Genomic DNA, 25,650 nt, shown 5'->3' with positions numbered 1-25,650 from the left:
AGCGCGCCGATTGCGCACACTCTCCATCATGAAATTTCAGGCAGACAAATCCGATGCGCAAACCATCACCGGCTATGGCCCGGGCTGGATCGCCGTTGACAAGCAAAACCACGAAACCAGTCTGCTGGTAGGTGCCCGCGGCCTGCTGACCGAGTGGAACTGCGCCCGCTTCGAAGACCTGACTGCCGAGCATTTCGAGGAGCTTGCCAAGCTGGATGCGGAAGTCGTCCTCTTTGGCAGCGGCAGCAAGAACCGCTTTCCGCCCGTGGCCTGGCTCAAGCCGCTGATCGCCAAACGCATTGGCCTGGAGAGCATGGACACCGCCTCGGCCTGCCGCACCTATAACGTTCTGGCCAGCGAAGGCCGCAACGTGGTCGCAGCCCTGCTGCTAGCATAGACTTCTGAGCCTACATTGAGAGAAATACGTATTTCAGGGTAAAATCGCAGGTTGCGGTTGGGGGCGATCGATTGATAAAAACAAAAATACCACCGACGCCCTCGGCATTTCAACGAACACACCCGAGAGATACAAGCGCATGGCGATCGTTGTCAACAAACCACTCCCAGAATTTGAAGCCAATGCCACCGGCGGCGTCAAGGTGTCCAACACCTCGCACAACGGCCAGATTCTGATCCTGTATTTCTACCCCAAGGACAACACGCCGGGTTGTACCACGGAAGCAATGCAATTCCGCGATAAGTACAAGGATTTCGTGAAGGCTGGCGCCACCGTGTTCGGTGTGTCGCGCGACAACATGAACTCGCACAACGACTTCAAGGAAAAGCTGGAACTGCCGTTCGAGCTGATTGCCGACACCGAAGAAAAGATGTGCCACATGTTTGGCGTGGTCAAGAACAAGATCATGTACGGCAAGAAGGTCAAGGGCATCGAGCGCTCAACCTTCCTGATCGGCGCCGACGGCATCCTGATGCAGGAATGGCGCGGCCTGAAGGTCCCCGGCCATGTGGACGAAGTTCTCAAGGCCGTCAAAAGCCTGAAGACTCAGGACAAGAAGGTGGCCTGAGCCCCGCCCGGGACTGAAGACCTTGCAATTATCTACACGCAAAGTATTTCAAAGTCTTTAAACAAGGCAAAACAGGAAATACTGCGTTCAGGCCCTCGCGGCCTATGCATAATGGGGCATGCCTCAGTGCTACGCAGTATTCTCTGTTCACCCCACCAAAGCCGCCTCGGTTTCCAGGCGGCTTTGTGCTTTTTGAATCTTGTTGAGAACGGTTCGTCCACTATGCCCCTGCCCCCCGCACCCGGCCACCGCGCCGCAAAGCTTTCCGCAGAAGCCTTTTCGTCCATCCGCAAGTCTGCCAGGCAGACTGCAGAGCTTGACGAGGATCTGAACCCCTCCACCGGAGCCGCCCTGAGCGCAGCTCCAGAGACCTCCCCTGCGGCCACCAAGCCGCGCCGCAGCACCAGCAAGCCCGCCGCCGCCAAGCCGCGCAAGACAGCCACAACGACTGGCGCAGCGCCGACGGCAGCAGCACCAGCTGCCGCAGTACCGGCAAAACCCGCCGACGCAGCCGCCAAGCCTGCCCGCCGCGCCCGCAATACGCGCACCGGCCCGACCACGCTGTTCGTTCTGGACACCAATGTGCTGCTGCACGACCCCAGCAGCCTGTTCCGTTTTGAAGAGCACGACATCTTCCTGCCCATGGTGGTGCTGGAAGAACTGGACAACCACAAGAAGGGCATGACCGAGGTGGCGCGCAACGGCCGCCAGGTCAGCCGCACGCTGGACTCCCTGGTCGCCTCCCAGCCCGCCGACGGCCTGGAAAAAGGCCTGCCACTGAACGCCACCGGCCAGCGCAGCGCCACCGGCACGCTGTACTTCCAGACCAACCCTCTGGATGCATCCCTGCCCGAGAGCCTGCCGCAGGGCAAGGCCGACAATCAGATTCTGGGTGTGGTCGCCGCCCTGCGCGAGCAGCACAAGGATCGCGAAGTCGTGCTGGTGTCCAAGGACATCAATATGCGCGTCAAGGCGCGCGCCCTGGGCCTGGCCGCCGAGGACTACCAGAACGACAAGGTGCTGGAAGACGGCGATCTGCTGTACTCTGGCGCACTGGCCCTGCCTCACGACTTCTGGGCCAAGGCCGGCAAGAATGTGGAGAGCTGGCAGGAAGGCGCCATCACCTACTACCGCGTCAGCGGTGCCATCGTCGACCAGTTGATGATCAACCAGTTCGTCTACTACGAAGCACCGGGCGAGCCCAGCCTCTACATGCGCGTGACCGAGATCCGCGACAAGACGGCCGTGCTCAAGACGCTGCGCGACTTCGGCAATCCCAAGAATGCCGTCTGGGGCGTGTCCACACGCAATCGCGAGCAGAACTTCGCCATGAACCTGCTGGTCAACCCCGAAGTCGACTTTGTCACGCTGACGGGCACGGCAGGTACCGGCAAGACCCTGCTGGCCCTGGCTGCCGGTCTGGCCCAGGTGCTGGACGAGCGCCGCTATACCGAGATCATCATGACCCGCGCCACGGTCAGCGTGGGCGAGGACATCGGCTTCCTGCCCGGCACGGAAGAGGAAAAAATGGGTCCCTGGATGGGCGCCCTGGATGACAACCTGGAGTTCCTGGCCAAGGGCGACGGCGGCAATGCCGGCGAGTGGGGGCGCGCCGCCACCAATGAGCTGATCCGCAGCCGCATCAAGATCAAGAGCATGAACTTCATGCGCGGTCGCACCTTCCTGAACAAATACGTCATCATCGACGAGGCCCAGAACCTGACGCCCAAGCAGATGAAGACCCTGATCACCCGTGCCGGCCCCGGCACCAAGATCATCTGCATGGGCAATCTGGCCCAGATCGACACCCCCTATCTGACCGAAGGCAGCTCGGGCCTGACCTATGTGGTGGACCGCTTCAAGGGCTGGCCCCATAGCGGCCACATCACCCTGGCGCGCGGCGAACGCTCGCGCCTGGCGGACTTCGCCAGCGAGGTGCTGTAAGTGGCAAGCTGGATCGCGGCGCTCAAGCTCGTGCCCTGGGGCGAGGTCATCAAGGCCACGCCTCAGGTGGTGAAGGCCGCCCAGGGCATGCTCAAGAAGAAAGAGGCCCAGGCCGAGGCGCGCGAGCAGGACGCCAGCGCGCAAAGCACTGCACAGCGCATTTCGCCACCAGCCTCTGCCGGCGAGCAGGCGCTGCTGCTGATCCAGCAGCAGGAGGAGCGCATCGCCCAGCTGGAGCAGTCACAGCGCCAGTCGCTGGAGATCATCGAGAAGCTGGCCCAGCAAAATGCCCAGATCGTCGCAACCGTGGGCGCGCTGCGCATAGGCGCACAGCGCCTGGCCTGGGCCTGCGGCGTGCTGGGACTGTGCGTGATCGGTCTTGGCGTCTACCTGTTCAGCCGCTAGCCCCGCAGCTGCTCAAAAAACAAAGCCCGCAAGGTCTGTGCCTTGCGGGCTTTTCTCATGTCTTCAATTTGATAGCTGGCAGCGCTTGATATTCATAGATTTCATATTCATAGAGTTCTGAAATCCCCTCCCGACAGGCGCTGGCAGCTATGATTTTTAGTACTCGTCCGTGCCGTAGCCCTGCGCCAGGTTCTCGAAACGCGTCTGGTTCTTCTGGAAGAAAAGCTTTACCGTCCCCGTCGGCCCGTTACGCTGCTTGCCGATAATGACCTCCGCAATATTGGGCTCCTTGCTCTCTTTGTTGTAGTAGTCGTCGCGGTAGATGAACATGATGATGTCCGCGTCCTGCTCGATGGCGCCCGATTCACGCAGGTCGGACATCATGGGGCGCTTGTCGGTACGCTGCTCCACCGAGCGGTTGAGCTGGGACAGCGCGATCACCGGGCATTGCAGCTCCTTGGCCAGCATCTTCAAACCCCGCGAGATTTCGCCCAGCTCGGTGGCACGGTTGTCGGAACTGGCGGCAGATCCCGAGCCGCTCATCAGCTGCAGGTAGTCAACCACGATCAGGCCCAGCTTGCCGCACTGGCGCGCCAGACGACGCGCATTGGCACGCAGCTCGGTCGGTGACAGGCCCGGGGTTTCATCGATATGCAGCGACACCGTGCGCAGGCGCTCGATGGCCTCGGTCAGACGCGGCCACTCCTCATCGCTGAGCTTGCCGGTACGCAGATTGCCCTGATTGACGCGACCGATGGAGCCGACGATACGAACCGCCAGCTGGGCCGCGCCCATTTCCATGGAGAAGATGGCGACCGGCAAGCCTTCATTGAGCGCCACATGCTCGGCAATATTCACGGCAAACGAGGTCTTGCCCATGGAGGGACGCGCCGCCAGCACCACCATGTCGCCGGCCTGCAGACCCGAGGTCATGCGATCCAGATCGACAAAGCCCGTGGGCACGCCGGTCACATCCATGGGGTTGTCGGCCATCTCCTGGACCCGGTCCAGCAGGTCCACCACCAGCGAATCCAGCGACTGGAAGCCCTGCTTGTTGCGCGCTCCCTCCTCGCCGATCGCCATGATCTTCTGCTCGGCCTCGTCCAGGATGCGCTCCACGGTCTTGCCTTGCGGATTGAAGGCATTGGTCGCGATGTCGTCGCTGGCCGTGACCAGCTTGCGCAAGATGGCACGCTCACGCACGATTTCCGCATAGCGGCGGATATTGCTGGCACTGGGCACATACTGCGCCAGCTGGTTCAGGTACATCAGGCCGCCGATTTCCTCGGCCTTGCCCATGCCCTGCAGATGCTCGTAGACCGTGATCACATCGGCCGGCTTGCTGGCGTTGATCAGCTTGCCTATGGCTTCGTAGATCAGCTTGTGCTCGTGTCGATAGAAGTCACCGTCGCCGAGCAGGTCGCCCACGCGCTCCCAGGCATTGTTGTCCAGCAGCAGACCGCCGAGCACCGAAGATTCCGACTCCATGGAGTGCGGCGGCACACGCAGTTGCGCCACCTGCTGATCAGCAGGCGGAACCGGGGCGAATGCATCATCTTGCAGATCAAGCGGGGGCATTACTGACGACATGAGACTCCTAGAGACAAGTCCTCCATCGTAGCGGGAGGCGGTGGCGACGTCACGGCGGGTGACGATAAAAACGCTGGCGAGACAAACAATTACCAGAAAACAAAAAACCGCCCGAAGGCGGCTTTTTGCCAATTCAGAACAGGGCCTGAATTAGGAGTGGTCGCCGTACACGGAGACAGCCACTTCTGCAGCCACGTCGGTGTGCAGAGCCACCACCACAGTGGCGTCGCCAACGGTCTTGATGGGGCCGTTGGGCATGCGCACTTGCGACTTGTTCACTGCGAAACCGGCCTTGACCAGTTCTTCAGCGATGTCGGCGTTGGTGATGGAGCCGAACAGACGACCGTCAACGCCGGCCTTCTGAGTGATCTTCACATTGACGCCGTTCAGCTTTTCGCTCAGTTCTTGAGCGGCAGCCAGCTTCTCGGCAGCAGCCTTTTCCAGCTCAGCGCGCTTGGCTTCGAATTCAGCCTTGGCAGCAGCTGTTGCACGACGTGCAGCGCCGGAGGGGATCAGGAAGTTACGAGCGTAACCGTCCTTGACCTTGACGATATCGCCCAGGTTACCCAGGTTCACAACCTTTTCGAGCAGAATGATTTGCATAGTCGTGCTCCTTAGATCTTGTGCTGGTCAGAGTAGGGCAGCATAGCCAGGAAGCGAGCGCGCTTGATGGCTGTGTTCAGCTGACGCTGGTAGATGGCGCGCGTGCCGGTCAGGCGTGCGGGCACAATCTTGCCGTTTTCGGCGATGAAGTCACGCAGGGTGTCGACATCCTTGTAGTCGATTTCTTCGACGCCGGCGACTGTGAAGCGGCAGAAACGCTTGCGCTTGAACAGCAGCGACTGGGTGTTGCGCTTAGGACGCTTGTCCTTGTTGAATTTCTTGAACGTGGCCATTGCTGGACCTCTTGAAAATTAATTTTGTTGAATATCCTGAATGTGTAAAACCAGCATCTTGCTATTGCGCGGCGTGGCCAGAAAACCTTGAAAGGTCCATTGGCTACCGGGTGCTTGGCGGGCCAGCTTTTCAGCCAGGGCGCCAAAGGCAACAGCCTTGACAGATGCATTCACGTTGCGCGCACTGCCCAGCTCTTGCTGCTGCGAACTGTGTTCAATTCGCAAATCCAGGGCCGGCAATCCGGCGGGCGTGTAGCGCAAAGCAGCTTGCTCTGCGAGAAGGCCCGTCAATACAACGCGGTTTTCCACTCCTTCAGTGTCTGATGCTGTTAAGCGTGCTCGGCCTGGTTGGCCTTGCGGGCTTCTTCGCGCTCAACGCTCTTCATCATGGCGGAAGCAGCTGTTTCAGCCTTCTTCTTCTGCACAGTCAGGTGACGCAGCACGGCATCGTTGAACTTGAAGGCGTGTTCCAGTTCAGCCATCACAGCCTGGTCGGCTTCGATGTTCAGGCACAGGTAGTGAGCCTTAGCGAGCTTGTTGATCATGTAAGCCAGCTGACGACGGCCCCAATCTTCTTCGCGGTGCACCTTGCCGCCACCAGCGGCAATCATGCCCTTGTAGCGCTCCAGCATCGCGGGAACTTGTTCGCTTTGATCCGGATGGATCAACAAAATGATTTCGTAATGACGCATAACGACTCCTTTTGGGTAAACGCCGCCCACTGCGTCTGTAGCGGTGCGGCAAGGCAAAACGTGAGATTCTAGCCGAGTGGCAGACTATCTGTACACTCTGGGGCCTATAAACCTGCGATTACCATCGGTCAATCAAGGCGAGAGGCACTGAAATCACAAGTGCTCACTCTCCAAGAATGCTCCGTAAATCCTGCAGGCTCACTTCAGCCGCTGCGCCCTTCGCCCTTGTCGGGCGGCACAGGTCTTGAAATAGACCTGCTGGAGCGCATCTGGAAGACAGATTGTCTTAAGTTTTGAGAAACCTTCACCAACCATGACCGAGAACCACAACCCCAACACCATCAACGACGCCAGCCCCGAGGAACTGGAAGCGGCCCTGGCAGCCAATGCGTCGGACGAACTGGGTCGTCTGCAGGCCGAGCTGGAAGAACTCAAGGCCAAGAGCGCCGAACTGGCCGATCAATACCTGCGTGCCAAGGCCGACGCCGAGAACATGCGCCGCCGCGCCGAAGAAGAGGTCGCCAAGGCGCGCAAGTTCGGCATCGAGAGCTTTGCCGAAAGCCTGCTGCCCGTGATCGACAGCCTGGACGCGGCCCTGGCCATCCAGAACGCCACACCCGAGCAGTTGCGCGAAGGCTCGGACGCCACGCTGCGCCAGCTGAATTCGGCTCTGGAGCGCAACAAGGTGCTCGCCATCAATCCCGCTGCGGGCGAGAAGTTCGACCCTCACCACCACCAGGCCATCTCCATGGTCCCCGCCGACCAGCCAGCCAACACCGTGGTGGCCGTGCTGCAAAAGGGCTATGTGATCGCCGACCGCATCCTGCGCCCCGCGCTGGTGACCGTGGCTCAGGGCTGAGCCGGCCAGCCCTCAAAAAACCACCGTCAGGGCAAAAAATTGTGAGTGACGGCTCTTGAAGCCGGCCACTACGCCCACAAGTGACGAATCAAGCAAACATTCAACAGATTACGGAGAGAATTATGGGAAAAATCATCGGTATTGACCTGGGTACCACCAACAGCTGCGTCGCCATCATGGAGGGTAACAACACCCGCGTGATCGAGAACAGCGAAGGCGCCCGCACCACCCCCTCCATCGTTGCCTACCAAGAAGACGGCGAAATCCTGGTCGGCGCATCCGCCAAGCGCCAGGCCGTCACCAACCCCAAGAACACCATCTACGCGGCCAAGCGCCTGATCGGCCGCAAGTTCGCCGAAGCCGAGGTGCAAAAGGACATCGACCTGATGCCCTTCCAGATCGTCAAGGCCGACAACGGCGACGCCTGGGTGCAAGTGCGCGACCAGAAGCTGGCTCCTCCCCAGATCAGCGCCGAAGTGCTGCGCAAGATGAAGAAGACCGCCGAGGACTTCCTGGGCGAAGCCGTGACCGAGGCCGTCATCACCGTGCCCGCCTACTTCAACGACGCCCAGCGCCAGGCCACCAAGGACGCCGGCCGTATTGCGGGTCTGGAAGTCAAGCGCATCATCAACGAACCTACCGCTGCTGCCCTGGCCTTCGGTCTGGACAAGGTGGGCAAGGGCGACCGCAAGGTGGCCGTGTATGACCTGGGCGGCGGCACGTTCGACGTCTCCATCATCGAAATCGCCGACGTGGACGGCGAAAAGCAGTTCGAAGTGCTGTCGACCAACGGCGACACCTTCCTGGGCGGCGAAGACTTCGACCAGCGCATCATCAACTACATCATCGACGAGTTCAAGAAGGAACAAGGCGTTGACCTGTCCAAGGACGTGCTGGCCCTGCAGCGCCTGAAGGAAGCCGCCGAAAAGGCCAAGATCGAGCTGTCGAACTCCGCACAGACCGACATCAACCTGCCCTACATCACGGCCGATGCAACAGGCCCCAAGCACCTGAACATCAAGCTGACCCGCGCCAAGCTGGAGTCGCTGGTGGACGATCTGATCGAGCGCACGATTGCGCCTTGCCGCACCGCCATCAAGGATGCAGGCATCTCGGTCTCCGACATCCACGACGTGATCCTGGTCGGCGGCATGAGCCGCATGCCCAAGGTACAGGAAAAGGTCAAGGAATTCTTCGGCAAGGATCCCCGCAAGGATGTGAACCCCGACGAAGCCGTGGCCGTGGGCGCTGCCGTGCAGGGCCAGGTGCTGGGTGGCGAGCGTTCCGACGTGCTGCTGCTGGACGTGACTCCCCTGTCGCTGGGTATCGAAACCCTGGGCGGCGTCATGACCAAGATGATCAGCAAGAACACGACCATTCCCACCAAGTTCGCGCAGACCTTCTCCACGGCTGAAGACAACCAGCCTGCCGTGACCATCAAGGTGTTCCAGGGCGAGCGCGAGATCGCCAGCGCCAACAAGATGCTGGGCGAGTTCAACCTGGAAGGCATTCCGCCCGCAGGTCGTGGCGTGCCCCAGATCGAAGTGACCTTCGACATCGACGCCAACGGCATCCTGAACGTGTCCGCCAAGGACAAGGCTTCCGGCAAGGAAAACAAGATCACCATCAAGGCGAACTCCGGCCTGTCGGAAGAAGAAATCCAGAACATGGTCAAGGATGCCGAACTGAACGCAGCCGACGACAAGAAGAAGCTGGAGCTGGTGACTGCAAAGAACCAGGGCGAAGCCGCTGTTCACAGCGTCAACAAGAGCCTGGCCGAGCATGGCGACAAGCTGGACGCCGCCGAAAAGAGCGCCATCGAAACCGCCGTCAAGGAGCTGGAAGAAGCGCTCAAGGGCGAGGACAAGGACGCCATCGACGCCAAGACAACGGCCCTGATGACGGCCAGCCAGAAGCTGGGCGAGAAGATGTACGCCGACGCACAGGCCGCTGGCGGTGCCGAAGCCGCTGCTGCCGCAGCAGGTGCCTCCGCCGGTGCCGGCGCATCGGCAGCCGCTGACGACAACGTGGTTGACGCCGAAGTCAAGGAAGTCAAGAAGGACTAAGCGCGGGCAGGTCCTGGCCTCAAACCATTGACCGCTTGCCGCCGCGCCGGGCTCCCAGGAGCTGGCGCGGCGTTCCTGTTCCATCCGACCGAAAACTCACATGTCCAAACGTGACTATTATGAAGTTCTGGGCGTTGCCAAAAGCGCCTCGGACGATGACATCAAGAAGGCCTATCGCAAGCTGGCGATGAAGTTCCACCCTGACCGCAATCAGGGCGAGAAGGCCAAGGAAGCCGAGGAAAAGTTCAAGGAGGTCAAAGAGGCCTACGAGATGCTTTCCGACAGCCAGAAGCGTGCGGCCTACGACCAGTACGGCCATGCCGGCGTGGATCCCAATCGCGGCATGGGCGGCGGCGAGGGCTTTGGCGGCTTTGCCGAGGCCTTTGGCGACATCTTTGGCGATATGTTCAACGGTGGCGGCCGCGGTGGTCGCGGCGGCCGCCAGGTCTACCGCGGCAACGACCTCAGCTATTCCATGGAGATCACCCTGGAAGAGGCTGCCAAGGGCAAGGATGCCCAGATCCGCATTCCGAGCTGGGACAGCTGCGACACCTGCAGCGGCAGCGGCGCCAAGCCCGGCACCAGCACCAAGACCTGTACCACCTGCAACGGCATGGGCACGGTGCAGATGCGCCAGGGCTTTTTCAGCGTGCAGCAGACCTGCCCGCACTGCCGTGGCACGGGCAAGATCATCCCCGAGCCCTGCACGTCCTGCGGCGGCCAGGGCAAGGTCAAGCGCCAGAAGACGCTGGAAGTGAAGATTCCCGCCGGCATCGACGACGGCATGCGCATCCGCTCGGCCGGCAACGGGGAGCCCGGCACCAATGGCGGACCGGCAGGCGACCTCTATATCGAGATTCGCGTCAAGGATCACGACATCTTCGAGCGCGACGGCGACGATCTGCACTGCAACGTGCCCGTGAGCTTCATCACCGCCGCCCTGGGTGGCGAAATCGAAGTACCCACGCTGCAAGGCAAGGCTGCGATCGACATCCCCGAAGGCACGCAAGCCGGCAAGCAGTTCCGCCTGCGCGGCAAGGGCATCAAGGGCATTCGCTCCAGCTACCCCGGCGATCTGTACTGCCACATCGTGGTGGAGACTCCGGTCAAGCTCACCGAGTACCAGCGCAAGCTGCTCAAGGATCTGGACGAATCGCTCAAGAAAGGCGGCTCCAAGCATTCGCCCAGCGGCGAGAGCTGGACGGACCGCCTGAAGAGCTTCTTCAGCTAGGCCTCTACACCCAACAAAAAGCCCATCAGCAATGCCTGATGGGCTTTTTTCATGGCGCGCCAATCACTCCTTGCCGGGCTTCCAGTTGCGCACCTCGCGCTGAACCCTCAGCCGCTCTGCGGGGCTCAATGCCTGCTCGGCCGTCTGCATGCGGCTTTGCAGCGAGGGATCCTTGGCATGAGCGATAGCCAGCCAGAAATAGGCCTTGCCCATGTCTTTTTGTACGCCCTGACCGCTGACATACATGGCTGCCAGATTCGACTGCGCCAGGGTGTAGCCCTGCTTGGCGGCGCGATCGAACCAGCGCGCCGCCTGGCCTGCATCCTGCGGCACGCCCTGGCCGTTGGCATACAGGAAACCCAAAGACGACTGAGCCGCCGCATTGCCCTGAGCTGCTGACTTTTCCAGCCAGCGTGCCGCGCGCGTCAGATCCTGCGGCACCAGCGCACCCACGGCATAGATCATGCCTGTGTTGTACTGGGCGTCGGCATGGCCTTTCTCGGCCGCCTGCTCAAACCATTGCAAAGCGGCGCGTCCATCCTCCTTGACACCCCGGCCGCTGGAGAGCATTACCCCCAGGCTGTACTGACCTGCAGCCTCGCCACTTTTGGCCGAACGCTCGAACCATTGCACGGCCTGCGCATCATCGGCCGCCACGCCACGGCCCTCGGCATACATCAGACCCAGATTGTTCTGGGCGATGCCGTCACCCTGCTCTGCCGCCTTGCGGTACCAGTTCACGGCCTGCACTTCGTCCAGAGTCACGCCCCGCCCATTGGCATAGAGCACTCCCAGGTCGGACTGCGCAGGTGCATAGCCCTGGTCGGCCGACTGGCGATACCAGTGCACGGCCTGGGCCAGGTCCTGATTCACACCCTTGCCAAAACGATAGCGCGAGCCCAGCAGATACTGGGCCTTGGCGTCGCCCGTCTGTGCTGCCGCACGCATGGCGGCCAGTTCCTTGGCATCTTCAGCCTGATTGTTCCCGGCCTCCGGCGTCCAATGCTCACGACCCAGCGGAGCGGCCGCTGCCGCACCTGCGGCCGCAGCACCAGCGACCGCTGCATTGCGGCCGGCGCGCCCTTTTTTACCGGCCTTGCCGGCCGACTTGGCCGACTTGGCCGACTTGGCCGATGAAGACTTGGCAGCACCTGCACTCGTGCTCTTGGTGGACTTGGACGATTTGGCTGGCGCGGCCGCACTGGATTTGGCCGGGGTCTTGCCTTTGGCCACGGCTGGCAAGGCGGTGCCGCCCAGCGCCAGTGCAGCTGCGAGCAGGCAGACCTGCCCCCAGCAACGACTGCGGTGCAAGAGAAACGCCCCCGAAGCCATAGCTGGCAACTCGGAAGGCTCACTGTCGGACATCGGATGATTGGGAACTCTCATGACTCACATTTTTGCAGCGAATAGCGTCGATTCCGGGCTGCTTTACTGACGATTTACTTTGTAAAAAAATACCGGAGCTCCGGCACCTGCAAGGCTACCGCCCCCAGGCCGGATCCGGCTTGAACGATTCAGGCATCTAGAGTCTTCGCTATGAAAATGCAAGTGCGCAAGACTGACAAATGCAACATCGCTTTTCCAGGTCTGCTCAATCCATCGCAAAACAAGAAATCACCCATCTCCAAAATTTACCCATCGCCAAGCCAGACATCTCATTCAAAGATGGATACGACTGGATTAATCGGTAAAAATGCTGAAAACTTCTCGAAACGAGAAGACTTGAGCCTACCCCATGAAGAATTCAGAGCGCAGTTTTGCGCGCCGCATCGATCTCACCTCGCTTCAGCTGTTCGTCGCCGTGTGCGAACTGGGCAGCATTGGCCGCGCTGCTGAACGCGAGTTCATTGCAGCCTCGGCCGTCAGCAAGCGGCTGTCCGACCTGGAGGCGACGGTGGACACCGCCCTGCTCTATCGCCACAGCCGCGGCGTGACGCTGACGCCGGCCGGCGAGAGTCTGCTGCACCATGCCCGCAATGTGCTCTACGGGCTGGAGCGCATGCAGGGCGAGCTCTCCGAATACGCCGACGGCGTGCGCGGCCATGTGCGCATGCACGCCAATATGTCGGCCATCGTGCAGTTTCTGCCCGAAGACCTGGGGGCCTTTGCGCGCGAACACAGCCAGATCAAGATCGACCTGCAGGAGCACCTGAGCCCCGACGTGCTGAGCGCCGTGGCCGAGGGCACGGCCGATATCGGCATCTGCACGCTGGGCAATATCAGGGGCGGCGAAGGCAATCAGGCCACCGTGCAACTGAGCCAGGGCAATGTGCCGCTGCAGTACCGCCGCTATCGCAAGGACCGACTGGTCGTCGTCGTGCCCGAGCGCCATGCCCTGGCCGAGCGCGAAAGCGTGGCATTCACCGACGTGCTGGAATGGGACATCGTGAGCCTGCATGCGGGCTCCTCGATCAGCCTGGCCATGCGTGCTGCCGCAGCCCAGGCCGGCCACCCGCTGCACCAGCGCATCCAGGTCACCAGCCTGGACGCCATGTGCCGCATGATCGACAACGGCCTGGGGCTGGGCCTGCTGCCCGACCGCGCCTTCGAGCTGATGCATGGCGTGGGCCATCTGCGCGCCGTGCAGCTCACCGACGACTGGGCGCACCGCGAACTCTGCGTGGTGGCGCGCGACTTTGAAGCGCTGCCGGTGACCACCCGCCTGCTGGTCGATCACCTCTGCCCCGCCAGTGCCAAGGCTTGAAACATCGCATCAAGCCACCACAGAATCCTCCCAACAAACCAACCTCACGAGACCACCATGGGACGCACCCTCTACGACAAGATTTTTGACGAGCACGTCGTTCACACCGAGGAAGACGGCACCTCTGTCCTCTATATCGACCGCCATCTGGTCCATGAAGTCACCAGCCCCCAGGCCTTCGAAGGCCTGCGCATGGCCGGGCGCAAGCTGTGGCGCGTCAGCTCGGTCGTGGCCACGGCCGACCACAACACCCCCACCGACGGCTGGGAGCGCGGCTATGACGGCATTGCCGACCCCATCAGCAAGGAACAGATCACCACGCTGAACAGCAATATTGCCGAGTTCGGCTCGGCGGCCTTCTTTCCCTTCATGGACAAGGGCCAGGGCATTGTTCACGTCATGGGCCCCGAGCAAGGCGCGACCCTGCCCGGCATGACCGTGGTCTGCGGCGACAGCCACACCTCCACCCATGGCGCTTTCGGCGCGCTGGCCCACGGCATCGGCACCTCCGAGGTCGAACATGTGATGGCCACCCAGACCCTGCTGGCCAAGAAGGCCAAGAACATGCTGGTTCAGGTCAACGGCAAGGTCGCGCCCGGCATCACCGCCAAGGACATCGTGCTGGCCATCATCGGCAAGATCGGCACCGCCGGCGGCACGGGCTACACCATAGAGTTTGCCGGCGAAGCCATCCGCGACCTGAGCGTGGAAGGCCGCATGACGGTCTGCAACATGGCCATCGAAGGCGGCGCCCGCGCAGGTCTGGTGGCCGTGGACGACAAGACCATCAGCTACATCAAGGGCCGCCCCCTGGCGCCCACGGGTGGCGAATGGGATGCCGCCGTCAGCTACTGGAAGACGCTGCATTCCGACGCCGATGCGAAGTTCGACCACGTGGTGGAGCTGAACGCCGCCGACATCGTGCCGCAGGTGACCTGGGGCACCAGCCCCGAGATGGTGCTGGGCATCGATGCCGCCGTTCCCGATCCCGACAAGGAAAAGGACTCCAACAAGCGCGGCGCCATCGAACGTGCACTGACCTATATGGCTCTGGAACCCGGCAAGCCCATCAACGACATCTTTGTCGACAAGGTGTTCATCGGCTCCTGCACCAACAGCCGCATCGAAGACATGCGCGAAGCCGCAGCCGTGGTCAAGAAGCTGGGCCAGAAGGTTGCCAAGAGCATCAAGCTGGCCATGGTGGTGCCCGGCTCCGGTCTGGTCAAGGAACAGGCCGAGCGCGAAGGCCTGGACCAGATCTTCAAGGCCGCCGGCTTCGAATGGCGCGAACCCGGCTGCTCCATGTGTCTGGCCATGAACGCCGACCGCCTGGAGCCCGGCGAGCGCTGCGCTTCGACCTCGAACCGCAACTTCGAAGGCCGTCAGGGCGCCGGTGGCCGCACCCACCTCGTCAGCCCCGCCATGGCCGCAGCGGCAGCCATCCATGGCCACTTTGTCGACATCCGTAAATTTGCGTAACCCCCTGAGTCGCTGCGCGCCTTCCCCCAAGGGGGACGACGGCCTTTGCTGCGGGACGGCCCTTGCTGGCCGTCTCTGATGCAAGACGCGAACGTCGCCAAGACTAAAGATTCTGGAACCACACCATGCAAAAATTCACCGTGCACAAGGGCCTTGTCGCCCCCATGGACCGCGAGAACGTCGACACCGACGCCATCATCCCCAAGCAGTTCCTGAAGTCCATCAAGAAGACCGGCTTCGGCCCCAATCTGTTCGACGAGTGGCGCTATCTGGACCAGCCCGGCCAGCCCGGCGTGCCCGAAGCCGACCGCAAGCCCAACCCCGACTTCGTGCTCAACCAGCCCCGCTTCAAGGGCGCCAGCATCCTGATCGCGCGCAAGAACTTCGGCTGCGGCTCCAGCCGCGAGCATGCGCCCTGGGCCCTGGACCAGTACGGCTTCCGCGCCATCCTGGCCCCCAGCTTTGCCGACATCTTCTTCAACAACAGCTTCAAGAACGGCCTGCTGCCCATCGTGCTGCCCGAGGCCACGATCGACCAGCTGTTCAACGATGTCGCAGCCTTCCCCGGCTACGAGCTGACCATCGACCTGGAGCGTCAGGTCATCGTGCGCCCCCAGGGCGAAGAGATCCCGTTTGACGTCATCGCCTTTCGCAAGTACTGCCTGCTCAACGGCTTCGACGACATTGGCCTGACCATGCGCCATGCCGACAAGATCAAGGCTTTCGAAGCCGAGCGCCTGGCGCAAAAGCCCTGGCTGGCGCATACATTGATTCAGAAGTAACCCCTGAGCCGCCCCGCGGCTTCCCCCCAGGGGGACGACGGCCTTTGCCGCGAGGCGGCTCTTGCTGGCCGTCTCTCACTTGGGCCGTGCTGGAGGTAAGGTTCTCTGCTGTGCCGGTCTCACTCAGTTGAGGGATGCCCGCCTCTTGAGCCCGAAGTAAAACTATTAATAAATGAGCTGCTTGCGCTTGCCATCAATAGACTTTGATAGATATTCAATCTGAAATCTATGAATAACGAGTGCTAACAGCTATCAAATTAATCAAAGGAACATCATGAAGATTGCAGTTTTGCCCGGTGATGGCATCGGTCCCGAAATCGTCGCAGAAGCCGTCAAGGTGCTCGAGGCCCTGAATCTGGGTCTGGAGATGGAAACCGCTCCCGTGGGCGGCGCCGGCTACGAAGCCGCCGGCCACCCCCTGCCTCCTGCCACGCTGAAGCTGGCCCAGGAAGCCGACGCGATTCTGTTCGGTGCCGTGGGCGACTGGAAGTACGACACGCTGGACCGTCCCCTGCGTCCCGAGCAAGCCATTCTGGGCCTGCGCAAGGCCCTGGGCCTGTTCGCCAACTTCCGTCCCGCCATCTGCTACAAGGAACTGACCCACGCTTCCAGCCTCAAACCCGAGCTGGTGGCGGGCCTGGACATCCTCATCATCCGCGAGTTGACCGGCGACATCTACTTCGGCCAGCCGCGCGGCCGCCGTGTGGCTCCCGACGGTCACTTCCCTGGCGCCGAGGAAGCCTTCGACACCATGCGCTATACCCGTCCCGAGATCGAGCGTATCGCCCATGTCGCCTTCCAGGCTGCCCAGAAGCGCAGCAAGCGCGTGACCAGCGTGGACAAGGCCAATGTGCTGGAAACCTTCCAGCTGTGGAAGGACGTGGTCAGCGAAGTCGCCAAGCAGTACCCCGACGTGGCCCTGGACCATATGTACGTGGACAACGCCGCCATGCAGCTGGTCAAGGAGCCCAAGCGCTTCGACGTGGTGGTGACCGGCAATATGTTCGGCGACATCCTCTCCGACGAAGCCTCCATGCTGACCGGCTCCATCGGCATGCTGCCCAGCGCCAGCCTCAACGACAAGAAACAAGGCCTGTACGAACCCAGCCACGGCTCGGCTCCCGACATCGCCGGCAAGAGCATTGCCAACCCCCTGGCGACCATCCTGTCCGCCGCCATGATGCTGCGCTTCAGCCTGGGTCAGGAAGCAGCCGCCCTGAAGATCGAAGCCGCCGTGCAAAAGGTGCTGGCCGACGGCCTGCGTACCGCCGACATCTACAGCGAAGGCACGACCAAGGTCAGCACCCGTGAAATGGGCGATGCCGTGGTCAAGGCCCTGGCCGGAGTCTGAGGCGAGAACGACCGGTGCCAAGCCACCGCCCCAAAGCGGTGGCTTTTTTGTTCGACGCATTTTTTGGCATCAAACAAAACAAAACGTCAAAAATAAATCATTTATTTCGACGATTTGACTAGAGTTTCAAGCACTTTTAATTCTTCAAGCTTTTGCTCTAGTCGCTAGAATGACAACTCTTATGTTTGCCGCACGCACCTTCGCTCCCGAGATCATCACACCCGCAAAGCTTGCCGGTGTGAATGCGCGCGCAATCACCATTAAGACGATTACAGGCTGACCCAGCCCGGTTCGTCGCGCGCCCTTTCCGGCCCTGACGAGCCGGACGAAGCAGTCTCAAGCTACTGTTTTCAAAACTGAAAAGGCGTTTCAAATGAGCAAGCAATTGGTAGGTTTGGTGGGCTGGCGCGGCATGGTCGGCTCCGTGCTGATGGATCGTATGCAGGCCGAAGGCGACTTCGCGCTGATCGAGCCCATGTTCTTCTCCACCTCCAATGCCGGCGGCAAGGCCCCGGCCATGGCCACGGTGCACACCGAGCTGAAGGACGCCAACGACATCGCCGAGCTGTCCAAGTGCGACATCATCATCACCTGCCAGGGCGGCGACTACACCAAGGAAGTCTTCCCCAAGATCCGCGCTGCCGGCTGGAACGGCCACTGGATTGACGCCGCCTCCTCGCTGCGCATGGAGGGCGACGCCGTCATCGTGCTGGACCCCGTCAACGACGATCTGATCCAGCAAAAGCTGGCCGCCGGCGGCAAGAACTGGATCGGTGGCAACTGCACCAACTCCATCCTGCTGATGGGTCTGGGCGGTCTGTTCAAGGCCGGTCTGGTGGAATGGGTCTCTTCCATGACCTACCAGGCTGCATCGGGCGGTGGCGCCAACCACATGCGCGAGCTGCTCAAGGGCATGGGCGTGGTGCACGCTGCCGTCGCCGACGAGCTGGCGACTCCTGCTTCGGCGATTCTGGAAATCGACCGCAAGGTCGCCCAGACCATCCGCGAAGATGTGCCCACCGAATTCTTCGGCGCGCCTCTGGCCGGCGGCCTGATCCCCTGGATCGACGCGCAGCTGCCCAACGGCCAGTCCAAGGAAGAATGGAAGGGCCAGGCCGAAGTCAACAAGATTCTCGGCACCGAAGCCACCATCCCCGTGGACGGACTGTGCGTGCGCATTGGCGCCATGCGCTGCCACTCCCTGGCCTTGACTCTGAAGCTCAAGAAGGATCTGCCCCTGGAAGAGATCGAAGCCCTGATCAAGGGTGGCAATCCCTGGGTCAAGTTCGTGGCCAACGACCGCGCCCTGACCGTCAAGGAACTGACTCCCGCAGCGACCACAGGCGGCCTTGACGTTGCCGTGGGCCGCGTGCGCAAGCTCAATATGGGCCCTGAGTACGTTTCGGCCTTCGTGATCGGTGACCAGTTGCTGTGGGGCGCTGCCGAGCCCCTGCGCCGCATGCTGCGCATCCTGCTGGCTGCCTGACCCCGGACACCATCAAGCCGGCTGTTGACTTGATCCAGCACAGCAAAGCGCCAGTCATCCGAGTGATGACTGGCGCTTTTTTCATGTCCAAGCTCTGGGCTTGGGTGACAATTGTTGGTCTATTCGAGCGAATGCAAACCGTCAGCAGACCTACATTAGGTCTCATCTCGTTGCCAATCGACAACAATTGAGAGCCTTGCCAGCCAGGCTTTTGCTCACATTGCAATAGCGTCGTTGACAATGCAAACTGTATCCGCCGGGCTGAGAGACCTTTGCCGCCTGCTGGAATTTCCCATTTTTATGTGCACCGCAGCCACAAACCCGATCAAGAACAAGAGGGCTGTAGGCTGCACGAATCAAGTCTGAGCCCTATGCAACGCTGGAAACTTTCTGCGCTCGCCGCAGCCACCCTCGCACTGTCAAGCCTCCCGGCCACCGATGCATGGGCATTGGCACTGGGCCGCATCACGGTGCAGTCGGCTCTGGGCGAGCCTCTGCGTGCCGAGGTCGAGATCCCTCAACTCAGCGCGGCCGAGGCTGACAGCCTGCAGGCAGCCATTGCATCGCCAGCTGCATTCCGCGCCCAGGGCATGGAATTCACAGGCACGGCCAACTCGGTGCGTGTGCAGGTGCAAAAACGCGCCAACGGCTCGGCCGTGCTCAAGCTCAGCAGCTTTCAGCCGGTCAACGATCCCTTCGTCGACCTGGTGATCGATGCCAACTGGGCATCGGGCAAACTGCAGCGCAACTACACCTTGCTGCTCGACCCCCCTGCAACACGCCGCCCTGCTCCTGCGCCCACCACCGCTGCCCAGGCCACGCCTGCCGCCGTGGCAACGCCGGCGCGTCCCGCCGTGACTGCACGTCCAGCGTCCAGCCCTGTCAACACGGCCGGTCGTGACCTGCGCAATGACCGCGATCAGGACGAGGCTGCAACCAAGCCTCAACGAAAACGCCAGGCCGGCGCTTCAACACCAGCGGGCAGCAGTGATGAAGTTCGTGTCAGGACAGGTGATACCGCAGGTCGCATTGCTGCAGCGCACAAGCCAGCAGGCGTCTCGCTCGATCAGATGCTGGTCGCCATGCTGCGCAGCAACCCGCAGGCCTTTGTCAATGGCAATGTCAACCGCATGCGCAGCGGCGCGGTAATCCAGTTGCCCGATCAGGCCACTGCCCAGGCCACCTCGGCCAGGGAAGCACGCCAGATCATGGCGGCCCAGTCTCAGGACTTCAACCAGTTCCGCCGTCAACTGGCTGGCGTGGCGCCTGTGGCTCCTGTGGAAGCCGCATCGCGCAGCGCTTCCGGCCAGGTTCAGGCCCATGTTGCAGATGCCAAGGCCGCCACCGCAGCCCCCGACAAGCTGACCCTGTCCAAGGGCTCCGTCAAGGGCGTGGCTGCCGATGAGCAAGTGGCCCAGCAAAAACAGGCCGCAGACCAGTCTGCGCGCGCCGATGAGCTCAAGCGCAATATGGCCGAGCTGAGCCAGATTGCGGCAGCCACCAAGCCTGCAGGTACGGTCGCAGCTCCCGCAGCAGGCACACCGGCTGCAGCTGCACCAGCGGCAAGCCCTGCAGTCACCGCGCCCGCTGCCAGCGCCACCAATGCCGCAGCACCTGCCCCCGCTCCGGCTGCCGATGCGGCTGCCACATCTGCTGCACCAGCCACACCCGAGACTGCGGCAGCCGATGCCGGCAAGCCAGGCGACACCACGCCTGCGCCCGCTCCGGCCGAAGGCGAACCTGCACAGACCGCTGCCGAACCTGCAGCGCCTGCACCGGCACCGGTTGCACCTCCCAAGCCTGTGGTGGCACCGGCCCCCATTCCCGAAGAACCCAGCTTTATCGACAGCCTGATGGAAGACCCGACCATCCCGCTGGCTGGTGCAGCACTGCTGGCCCTGCTGCTGGGCTATGGCGGCTACCGTGTTTCTCAGCGTCGCAAAGCCGCTGCGGCAGGCGCGGACAGCACGCTGGGCGACAGCCAGCTGTCGGCGGACTCCTTCTTCGGCGCCAGCGGTGGCCAGCGCGTGGACACCACGACCAGCAGCAGCCAGATGTCGGGCCAGTCCATGCAGTACTCTCCCAGCCAGCTCGACGCCGGCGATGTGGACCCACTGGCCGAAGCCGATGTGTACCTGGCCTACGGCCGTGACCTGCAGGCCGAGGAAATCCTCAAGGAAGCGCTGCGCACCGACCCCAACCGTCTGGTGCTGCACCAGAAGCTGGCTGAAATCTATGCCAAGCGCCATGACCGCATGGCCTACGCATCAGTAGCCAACAACGTCTTTGCCCTGACCCAGGGCAAGGGCCCCGAATGGCAGCGGCTGGCCGATCAGGGCCGCATCCTGGATCCTGACAATCTGACCTACCAACTGGGCGGCGCCCCCCAAGCTCATGCAGCTGCAGTTGCGACCCCAAGCGCCTTCAGCCCCACCGATCCATCGACCGCCCTGCAAGGCGGCGTGGCCGCCGCCGTGGGCTTCGGCTCGGCATTGGCTGCCGCACAGGCCGCCGAAGCGGCGGCCAGCCGCGAAGGCCCTCCCACGGAGCCAGCCGGCATGGACTTCGACATGGATCTGGAACTGCCAGCAGGCCTGCCCGACACTGCGGCCAGCGCAGCGCCCGTGGCCTCCGAGCCCGTTTCCTTGCCCAACGAGCAGGATTTCGCGGCACTGGCGCAGTGGGACACTCCCGTCACCGCATCCGAGCCGGCCCCCGCAGCAGACAATGGGCTGAACCTGAACCTCGACGATCTGGCTTCGTTCAGCCTGCCCTCCACGGCATCTCAAGCCCCGGCCCCAGACGCAACTCCCGCCCCCGCCGAGCAAAGCTCTCTGAATGCGCTCGAGTTCGACCTCGACAGTTTCACCCTGCCGTTGCAGACACCGCCCGGGCCAGACGGCGCACAGGAAACAGCCCCGCTGAACCTATCCTCCGGCCTGGAGAAACTGGACGAAGTGCAAGGTGCCGAAGCCCTGACCTTGCAGCAGCCCGCCGAGGAGAGCGACAGCCCCGCCGCCGCTCCTGCACAACCCGAGGTGACTTTCGACCTCAGCGGCCTGTCGCTGGATCTGGGCACCTCCGATGATGCTGCAGCTGTAGATGCCGTACCGGCGCCTTCCGAACCCGAGGACCCGCTGGCCACCAAGCTGGCCCTGGCCGAAGAGTTCAATGCCATCGGCGACAGCGACGGAGCGCGTACACTGATCGAGGAAGTGATCGCCGAAGCCCATGGCGATCTCAAGGCCAAGGCTCACAGCCTCCTCTCTCAGATTGGTTGATTGATTTGATGCATTCAGACCCCGCGCCGGGAGCCATGCCATGCGCATAGCTCTTGGCGTCAGCTACAACGGTCAGGCCTATCGCGGCTGGCAAAGCCAACCCGATGGCAACACCGTACAAGACAAACTCGAAGCGGCCCTGGGCCGCTTTGCTGCTCAAGAAGTCTCCACCATCTGCGCCGGTCGCACCGATTCCGGTGTGCACGGCCTGATGCAGGTCGTGCACTTCGACACCGAGTTGCAGCGCGCGCCCAACTCCTGGGTGCGCGGCACCAACACCTTTCTGCCCAAGGACATTGCCGTGCAATGGGCGGCCGAGGTGGCCGACGGCCTGGATGGTTTCCATTCCCGCGCCTGTGCCACCGCACGTCGCTATGCCTATGTGTTGCTGCAGTCTCCTGTGCGCCCCAGCGTCGACCATGGCCGGGTGGGCTGGGTGTTTCAGACTCTGGATGCGCAGCGCATGCGCGCAGCCGCCGATCTGCTGCTGGGCGAGCATGATTTTTCGTCCTTTCGCGCCGCGGGCTGCCAGGCCAAGAGCCCGGTCAAGACCCTGCGCCGCATCGACATCCACTACCGCTCCGCTGGCCAGGCCCCCATGCGTGACGGACAGATGGAATGCGGCTACTGGCGTTTCGAGTTCGAGGGCAGCGCCTTTTTGCACCACATGATCCGCAACATCATGGGCTGCCTGATCTACGTGGGCCAGGGCTCCAAGCCCGTGGAATGGATGCAGCAAGTGCTGGAGGCACGCTCGCGTGAGGTTGCAGCCCCCACCTTCTCCCCTGACGGGCTGTACTTTCTCGGCCCCATTTACGATACACGCTGGGGCCTGCCTGTAGACACTCCCCCGTTTGCCTGGCTGCCCTGAGCGGCCAAGCACCATCCATTGCTGCAACGCCAGGGACTTGTCATGTCTTCCATTGCCCCCCGCACCCGCATCAAGATCTGCGGCCTGACCCGCGAACAGGATGTCGACGCTGCAGTGGCCGCCGGAGCCGACGCCGTCGGCTTTGTGCTCTATGCGCCAAGCCCGCGCGCCGTGACGCTGCAACGTGCGGCCGAGCTGGCCCGGCGACTACCGCCCTTTGTCACACCTGTTTTGCTCTTTGTGAATGAAACAGCTACCAATGTGATAGCTGCCTGCGACCAGATACCAAACGCCTGCGTGCAATTTCATGGTGATGAATCGGCAGCGGATTGCGAAGCCTCCACCCGGGGCATCCAGCCCTGGTTGCGCGCAGCGCGCATACCCCTTGGAGACGATGCGGCGCAGTTTGACCTCGTAGAATATGCCCAACGTTATTCAAAGGCCCAAGCCATCCTGCTCGACGCCCATGTCGATGGTTATGGTGGCGGCGGCAAGGCATTCAATTGGTCACTTCTGCCAACAAGCGTCGACTCTCACCTCGTTTTGTCTGGTGGACTCACGCCTGCAAACGTGACCGATGGCATCTTGCAAGTGCGCCCTCGCGGGTTGTCTCTGGCCGTTGATGTGAGCTCTGGTGTCGAGGCCGAAGGTCCCGACGGCAAGCCTCTCAAAGGCATCAAGGATGCCCACAAGATTCATTGCTTCATTGCTGCCGTACGCGCAGCTGATGCCCAAATTTTGCAGACTGACACATGTTTGAATACCAGTATCCCGACGTCCACGGCCATTTCGGTCGCTACGGCGGCAGCTTCGCCAGCGAAACCCTGACCCACGCTCTCACCGAGCTGCGTGAGGCCTACGCAAAGTATCAGAACGACCCCGAATTCATCGCCGAATTCCAGTCCGAGCTGGCCCACTATGTAGGTCGTCCCTCGCCCGTCTATCACGCCTCGCGCATGAGCCGTGAAATGGGCGGCGCGCAGATCTATCTGAAGCGCGAGGACCTCAACCACACAGGCGCACACAAGATCAACAATGTGATCGGCCAGGCCATGCTCGCCAAGCGCATGGGCAAGCCGCGCATCATTGCCGAGACAGGCGCCGGCCAGCATGGCGTGGCCACAGCCACCATCTGTGCACGCTACGGCCTCGAGTGCATCGTCTACATGGGTGCCGAGGACGTGAAGCGCCAGAGCCCCAATGTCTACCGCATGAAGCTGCTGGGCGCGACCGTGGTGCCCGTGGAGTCCGGCAGCAAGACCCTGAAGGATGCGCTCAACGAAGCCATGCGCGACTGGGTGGCCAATGTGGACAACACCTTCTACATCATCGGTACCGTGGCCGGCCCACACCCCTACCCCATGATGGTGCGCGACTTCCAGAAGGTCATCGGCGACGAGTGCCTGACGCAGATGCCCGAGTTCCTGGGCGCCGACAAGCAGCCCGACGCGGTAGTCGCCTGCGTGGGCGGCGGCAGCAATGCCATGGGCATCTTCCACCCCTATATCCCCTACGAAGACACCAAGCTGTTCGGCGTGGAAGCGGCTGGCGAAGGCCTGGAATCCGGCAAACACTCGGCCTCGCTGCAAAAAGGCAGCTCGGGCGTGCTGCACGGCAACCGCACCTTCATCCTGCAGGACGAAAACGGCCAGATCACCGAGACCCACTCGGTGAGCGCCGGCCTGGATTACCCCGGCGTGGGCCCCGAACATGCATGGCTGCAGGAAATCGGTCGCGCCCAGTACGTGGGCATCACCGACCAGGAAGCACTGGATGCCTTCCACTATCTGTGCCGCGCCGAAGGCATCATCCCGGCTCTGGAGTCCAGCCACGCCGTGGCCTATGCCATGAAGCTGGCCAAGACCATGCGCGCCGACCAGTCGATTCTCGTCAGCCTCTCCGGCCGCGGCGACAAGGACATCGGCACCGTGGCCGACCTGTCGGGTGCCGAATACTTCGACCGCCCTTCCATGCGCGGCCTCACCGTCAAGGGCGCTCCCGGACATGATGCGGCCAAGGCTGCCGCAGGGGGCAACAAGTTATGAGCCGAATTACCGCCACCTTCAACAAGCTCAAGGAAGAAGGCCGCAAGGCCTTGATTCCCTATGTGACAGCAGGTTTCCCGTTCGCCGCCATCACCCCGCCCCTCATGCACGGCATGGTGGAAGCCGGTGCCGACGTGATCGAGCTGGGCGTGCCCTTCTCCGACCCCATGGCCGACGGCCCCACCATCCAGCGTGCGGGCGACAAGGCCATCGCCAACGGCGTGGGTCTGAGCCAGGTGCTGGCCTATGTGGCCGAGTTCCGCAAAAAGGACCAGACCACGCCCGTGGTGCTCATGGGCTATGCCAACCCCGTGGAGCGCTACGATCAGATCCATGGCGAAGATGCCTTCGTCAACCATGCCGCCGCAGCCGGCGTCGATGGCGTGCTGATCGTGGACTATCCGCCCGAGGAATGCGAGGAGTTTGCAGCCAAGCTCAAGGCCCGCGACATGGACCTGATCTTCCTGCTGGCTCCCACCAGCACGGACGAGCGCATGCAGCAGGTGGCGCGCGTGGCCAGCGGCTATGTCTACTATGTCTCGCTCAAGGGCGTGACCGGTTCGGGCGCTCTGGACACCTCGGCCGTGGAGGCCATGCTGCCGCGCATTCGCCAGCATGTCAGCGTGCCCGTGGGCGTGGGTTTCGGCATTCGCGATGCCCAGACCGCACAGACCGTGGGCCAGGTTGCCGACGCCGTCATCATCGGCAGCCGCATCATTGACCTGCTCGACAACCAGCCCCACGAGAAGATCGTGCCTCTGGCAATAGACTTTCTGCGTGGTGTGCGAAAGGCTCTCGACGCATAATGCAGCCCTGAAATCAGCCACCCCCTGAGCGGCTTTGCCGCTTCCCCCTTGAAGGGGGACGACAGCCTCGCAGCGGGGCGGCCCTTGCTCGCTGTCCCTGACCGGGATTGCGCCAGTGCCTGCGCCGCGCCGCTCTC

Annotated in this window: 23 protein-coding genes; 17 read left to right on the top strand and 6 right to left on the bottom strand. The window is 62.2% G+C overall.

The annotated features are described in order from the left end of the window. The first annotated feature begins 28 nt into the window (after window positions 1–28). The 4 genes from F0P97_RS05695 (at window position 29) to F0P97_RS05680 (ending at window position 3,374) form a co-directional block, all read left to right on the top strand. Window positions 29–397 carry an Mth938-like domain-containing protein gene (locus tag F0P97_RS05695; RefSeq protein ID WP_003064306.1) on the top strand — a complete coding sequence of 123 codons (369 nt, stop codon included), beginning with the start codon at window positions 29–31 and terminating at the stop codon, window positions 395–397. Between the two features lie 139 nt (window positions 398–536). Next, the gene (locus F0P97_RS05690; protein WP_003057908.1) at window positions 537–1,025 is read left to right on the top strand and encodes a peroxiredoxin; all 489 of its coding nucleotides are present in this window, start codon (window positions 537–539) and stop codon (window positions 1,023–1,025) included. A 222-nt stretch (window positions 1,026–1,247) separates the two neighbouring features. Beyond that, window positions 1,248–2,969 carry a PhoH family protein gene (locus F0P97_RS05685; protein WP_182285999.1) on the top strand — a complete coding sequence of 574 codons (1,722 nt, stop codon included), beginning with the start codon at window positions 1,248–1,250 and terminating at the stop codon, window positions 2,967–2,969. Next, the gene (locus F0P97_RS05680) at window positions 2,970–3,374 is read left to right on the top strand and encodes a hypothetical protein (RefSeq protein WP_182285998.1); all 405 of its coding nucleotides are present in this window, start codon (window positions 2,970–2,972) and stop codon (window positions 3,372–3,374) included. It begins immediately after the preceding gene. A gap of 156 nt (window positions 3,375–3,530) precedes the next feature. Here F0P97_RS05680 and dnaB read toward each other — a convergent pair whose 3' ends face one another. The 5 genes from dnaB to rpsF form a co-directional block, all read right to left on the bottom strand. Then, window positions 3,531–4,964, bottom strand: a complete 1,434-nt coding sequence (gene dnaB, locus F0P97_RS05675; RefSeq protein WP_182285997.1) for a replicative DNA helicase — start codon at window positions 4,962–4,964, stop codon at window positions 3,531–3,533. A gap of 150 nt (window positions 4,965–5,114) precedes the next feature. Then, complete coding sequence (gene rplI / locus F0P97_RS05670; protein WP_003064296.1) at window positions 5,115–5,567, bottom strand: 50S ribosomal protein L9; 453 nt, start codon at window positions 5,565–5,567, stop codon at window positions 5,115–5,117. 11 nt (window positions 5,568–5,578) lie between these two features. Continuing rightward, complete coding sequence (gene rpsR / locus F0P97_RS05665) at window positions 5,579–5,860, bottom strand: 30S ribosomal protein S18 (protein ID WP_003057920.1); 282 nt, start codon at window positions 5,858–5,860, stop codon at window positions 5,579–5,581. Window positions 5,861–5,878: 18 nt separating this feature from the next. After that, window positions 5,879–6,169 (bottom strand): primosomal replication protein N, encoded by a 291-nt coding sequence (gene priB, locus F0P97_RS05660; RefSeq protein WP_003076580.1) that lies wholly within the window; start codon window positions 6,167–6,169, stop codon window positions 5,879–5,881. Between the two features lie 20 nt (window positions 6,170–6,189). Continuing rightward, a complete protein-coding gene (rpsF, locus tag F0P97_RS05655) occupies window positions 6,190–6,552 on the bottom strand; it encodes a 30S ribosomal protein S6 (protein ID WP_003064289.1) in 363 nt (120 codons plus the stop codon). A 313-nt stretch (window positions 6,553–6,865) separates the two neighbouring features. On the opposite strand from rpsF, the gene grpE reads away from it, so the two are divergent. The 3 genes from grpE to dnaJ all read left to right on the top strand — a co-directional run bounded on the left by grpE (window position 6,866) and on the right by dnaJ (window position 10,708). Continuing rightward, window positions 6,866–7,411, top strand: coding sequence for a nucleotide exchange factor GrpE (grpE, locus tag F0P97_RS05650; RefSeq protein ID WP_182285995.1), 546 nt, complete (start codon window positions 6,866–6,868; stop codon window positions 7,409–7,411). 122 nt (window positions 7,412–7,533) lie between these two features. Continuing rightward, the gene (dnaK, locus tag F0P97_RS05645) at window positions 7,534–9,477 is read left to right on the top strand and encodes a molecular chaperone DnaK (RefSeq protein WP_003064285.1); all 1,944 of its coding nucleotides are present in this window, start codon (window positions 7,534–7,536) and stop codon (window positions 9,475–9,477) included. A 100-nt stretch (window positions 9,478–9,577) separates the two neighbouring features. Next, on the top strand, window positions 9,578–10,708 hold the full coding sequence (gene dnaJ, locus F0P97_RS05640; protein ID WP_003064279.1) for a molecular chaperone DnaJ: 1,131 nt from the start codon (window positions 9,578–9,580) through the stop codon (window positions 10,706–10,708). A 63-nt stretch (window positions 10,709–10,771) separates the two neighbouring features. On the opposite strand, the gene F0P97_RS05635 is transcribed toward dnaJ, so the two are convergent. Beyond that, window positions 10,772–12,073 (bottom strand): tetratricopeptide repeat protein, encoded by a 1,302-nt coding sequence (locus F0P97_RS05635; protein WP_182287112.1) that lies wholly within the window; start codon window positions 12,071–12,073, stop codon window positions 10,772–10,774. A gap of 370 nt (window positions 12,074–12,443) precedes the next feature. Between F0P97_RS05635 and F0P97_RS05630 the strand changes: the two genes are divergently transcribed. From F0P97_RS05630 to trpA, 10 genes are all read left to right on the top strand, one after another. Further along, window positions 12,444–13,412: a LysR family transcriptional regulator gene (locus tag F0P97_RS05630; RefSeq protein ID WP_182285993.1), complete on the top strand. Its 969-nt coding sequence runs from the start codon at window positions 12,444–12,446 to the stop codon at window positions 13,410–13,412. A gap of 57 nt (window positions 13,413–13,469) precedes the next feature. Then, window positions 13,470–14,891: a 3-isopropylmalate dehydratase large subunit gene (gene leuC / locus F0P97_RS05625; protein WP_182285992.1), complete on the top strand. Its 1,422-nt coding sequence runs from the start codon at window positions 13,470–13,472 to the stop codon at window positions 14,889–14,891. A gap of 125 nt (window positions 14,892–15,016) precedes the next feature. Continuing rightward, window positions 15,017–15,673: a 3-isopropylmalate dehydratase small subunit gene (gene leuD, locus F0P97_RS05620; protein WP_182285990.1), complete on the top strand. Its 657-nt coding sequence runs from the start codon at window positions 15,017–15,019 to the stop codon at window positions 15,671–15,673. Between the two features lie 274 nt (window positions 15,674–15,947). Beyond that, a complete protein-coding gene (leuB, locus tag F0P97_RS05615; RefSeq protein WP_182285989.1) occupies window positions 15,948–17,024 on the top strand; it encodes a 3-isopropylmalate dehydrogenase in 1,077 nt (358 codons plus the stop codon). 373 nt (window positions 17,025–17,397) lie between these two features. Beyond that, complete coding sequence (asd, locus tag F0P97_RS05610; RefSeq protein ID WP_182285987.1) at window positions 17,398–18,510, top strand: aspartate-semialdehyde dehydrogenase; 1,113 nt, start codon at window positions 17,398–17,400, stop codon at window positions 18,508–18,510. Between the two features lie 371 nt (window positions 18,511–18,881). After that, on the top strand, window positions 18,882–21,791 hold the full coding sequence (locus tag F0P97_RS05605; protein WP_182285986.1) for a FimV/HubP family polar landmark protein: 2,910 nt from the start codon (window positions 18,882–18,884) through the stop codon (window positions 21,789–21,791). A 40-nt stretch (window positions 21,792–21,831) separates the two neighbouring features. After that, window positions 21,832–22,662 carry a tRNA pseudouridine(38-40) synthase TruA gene (gene truA, locus F0P97_RS05600; protein ID WP_182285984.1) on the top strand — a complete coding sequence of 277 codons (831 nt, stop codon included), beginning with the start codon at window positions 21,832–21,834 and terminating at the stop codon, window positions 22,660–22,662. A gap of 42 nt (window positions 22,663–22,704) precedes the next feature. Continuing rightward, entirely contained in the window at window positions 22,705–23,490 is a 786-nt protein-coding gene (locus tag F0P97_RS05595; RefSeq protein ID WP_182285982.1) for a phosphoribosylanthranilate isomerase, read from the top strand. Beyond that, window positions 23,415–24,707, top strand: coding sequence for a tryptophan synthase subunit beta (trpB, locus tag F0P97_RS05590; protein WP_182285980.1), 1,293 nt, complete (start codon window positions 23,415–23,417; stop codon window positions 24,705–24,707). The genes F0P97_RS05595 and trpB overlap by 76 nt, the downstream gene beginning before the upstream one ends. After that, window positions 24,704–25,513 (top strand): tryptophan synthase subunit alpha, encoded by an 810-nt coding sequence (gene trpA, locus F0P97_RS05585; RefSeq protein WP_034364947.1) that lies wholly within the window; start codon window positions 24,704–24,706, stop codon window positions 25,511–25,513. The genes trpB and trpA overlap by 4 nt, the downstream gene beginning before the upstream one ends. The last annotated feature ends 137 nt before the right edge of the window (window positions 25,514–25,650 follow it).

Source organism: Comamonas testosteroni (assembly GCF_014076415.1).
GTDB classification, from domain to species: domain Bacteria; phylum Pseudomonadota; class Gammaproteobacteria; order Burkholderiales; family Burkholderiaceae_C; genus Comamonas; species Comamonas testosteroni_F.
Note: the sequence above shows the minus strand (reverse complement) of the source record. Positions and strands in the feature narration are given on the sequence as shown.

Bases quoted from the DNA above. Each gene is read 5' to 3' on its own strand.
- F0P97_RS05690 (WP_003057908.1), top strand. From the start codon at position 537: ATGGCGATCGTTGTCAACAAACCACTCCCAGAATTTGAAGCCAATGCC.
- F0P97_RS05695 (WP_003064306.1), top strand. From the start codon at position 29: ATGAAATTTCAGGCAGACAAATCCGATGCGCAAACCATCACCGGCTAT.
- leuC (WP_182285992.1), top strand. From the start codon at position 13,470: ATGGGACGCACCCTCTACGACAAGATTTTTGACGAGCACGTCGTTCAC.
- F0P97_RS05685 (WP_182285999.1), top strand. From the start codon at position 1,248: ATGCCCCTGCCCCCCGCACCCGGCCACCGCGCCGCAAAGCTTTCCGCA.
- asd (WP_182285987.1), top strand. From the start codon at position 17,398: ATGAGCAAGCAATTGGTAGGTTTGGTGGGCTGGCGCGGCATGGTCGGC.
- F0P97_RS05630 (WP_182285993.1), top strand. From the start codon at position 12,444: ATGAAGAATTCAGAGCGCAGTTTTGCGCGCCGCATCGATCTCACCTCG.
- dnaB (WP_182285997.1), bottom strand. From the start codon at position 4,964: ATGTCGTCAGTAATGCCCCCGCTTGATCTGCAAGATGATGCATTCGCC.
- F0P97_RS05595 (WP_182285982.1), top strand. From the start codon at position 22,705: ATGTCTTCCATTGCCCCCCGCACCCGCATCAAGATCTGCGGCCTGACC.
- rpsR (WP_003057920.1), bottom strand. From the start codon at position 5,860: ATGGCCACGTTCAAGAAATTCAACAAGGACAAGCGTCCTAAGCGCAAC.
- truA (WP_182285984.1), top strand. From the start codon at position 21,832: ATGCGCATAGCTCTTGGCGTCAGCTACAACGGTCAGGCCTATCGCGGC.
- F0P97_RS05605 (WP_182285986.1), top strand. From the start codon at position 18,882: ATGCAACGCTGGAAACTTTCTGCGCTCGCCGCAGCCACCCTCGCACTG.
- trpA (WP_034364947.1), top strand. From the start codon at position 24,704: ATGAGCCGAATTACCGCCACCTTCAACAAGCTCAAGGAAGAAGGCCGC.
- trpB (WP_182285980.1), top strand. From the start codon at position 23,415: ATGTTTGAATACCAGTATCCCGACGTCCACGGCCATTTCGGTCGCTAC.
- F0P97_RS05635 (WP_182287112.1), bottom strand. From the start codon at position 12,073: ATGTCCGACAGTGAGCCTTCCGAGTTGCCAGCTATGGCTTCGGGGGCG.
- rpsF (WP_003064289.1), bottom strand. From the start codon at position 6,552: ATGCGTCATTACGAAATCATTTTGTTGATCCATCCGGATCAAAGCGAA.
- dnaJ (WP_003064279.1), top strand. From the start codon at position 9,578: ATGTCCAAACGTGACTATTATGAAGTTCTGGGCGTTGCCAAAAGCGCC.
- grpE (WP_182285995.1), top strand. From the start codon at position 6,866: ATGACCGAGAACCACAACCCCAACACCATCAACGACGCCAGCCCCGAG.
- leuB (WP_182285989.1), top strand. From the start codon at position 15,948: ATGAAGATTGCAGTTTTGCCCGGTGATGGCATCGGTCCCGAAATCGTC.
- leuD (WP_182285990.1), top strand. From the start codon at position 15,017: ATGCAAAAATTCACCGTGCACAAGGGCCTTGTCGCCCCCATGGACCGC.
- dnaK (WP_003064285.1), top strand. From the start codon at position 7,534: ATGGGAAAAATCATCGGTATTGACCTGGGTACCACCAACAGCTGCGTC.
- rplI (WP_003064296.1), bottom strand. From the start codon at position 5,567: ATGCAAATCATTCTGCTCGAAAAGGTTGTGAACCTGGGTAACCTGGGC.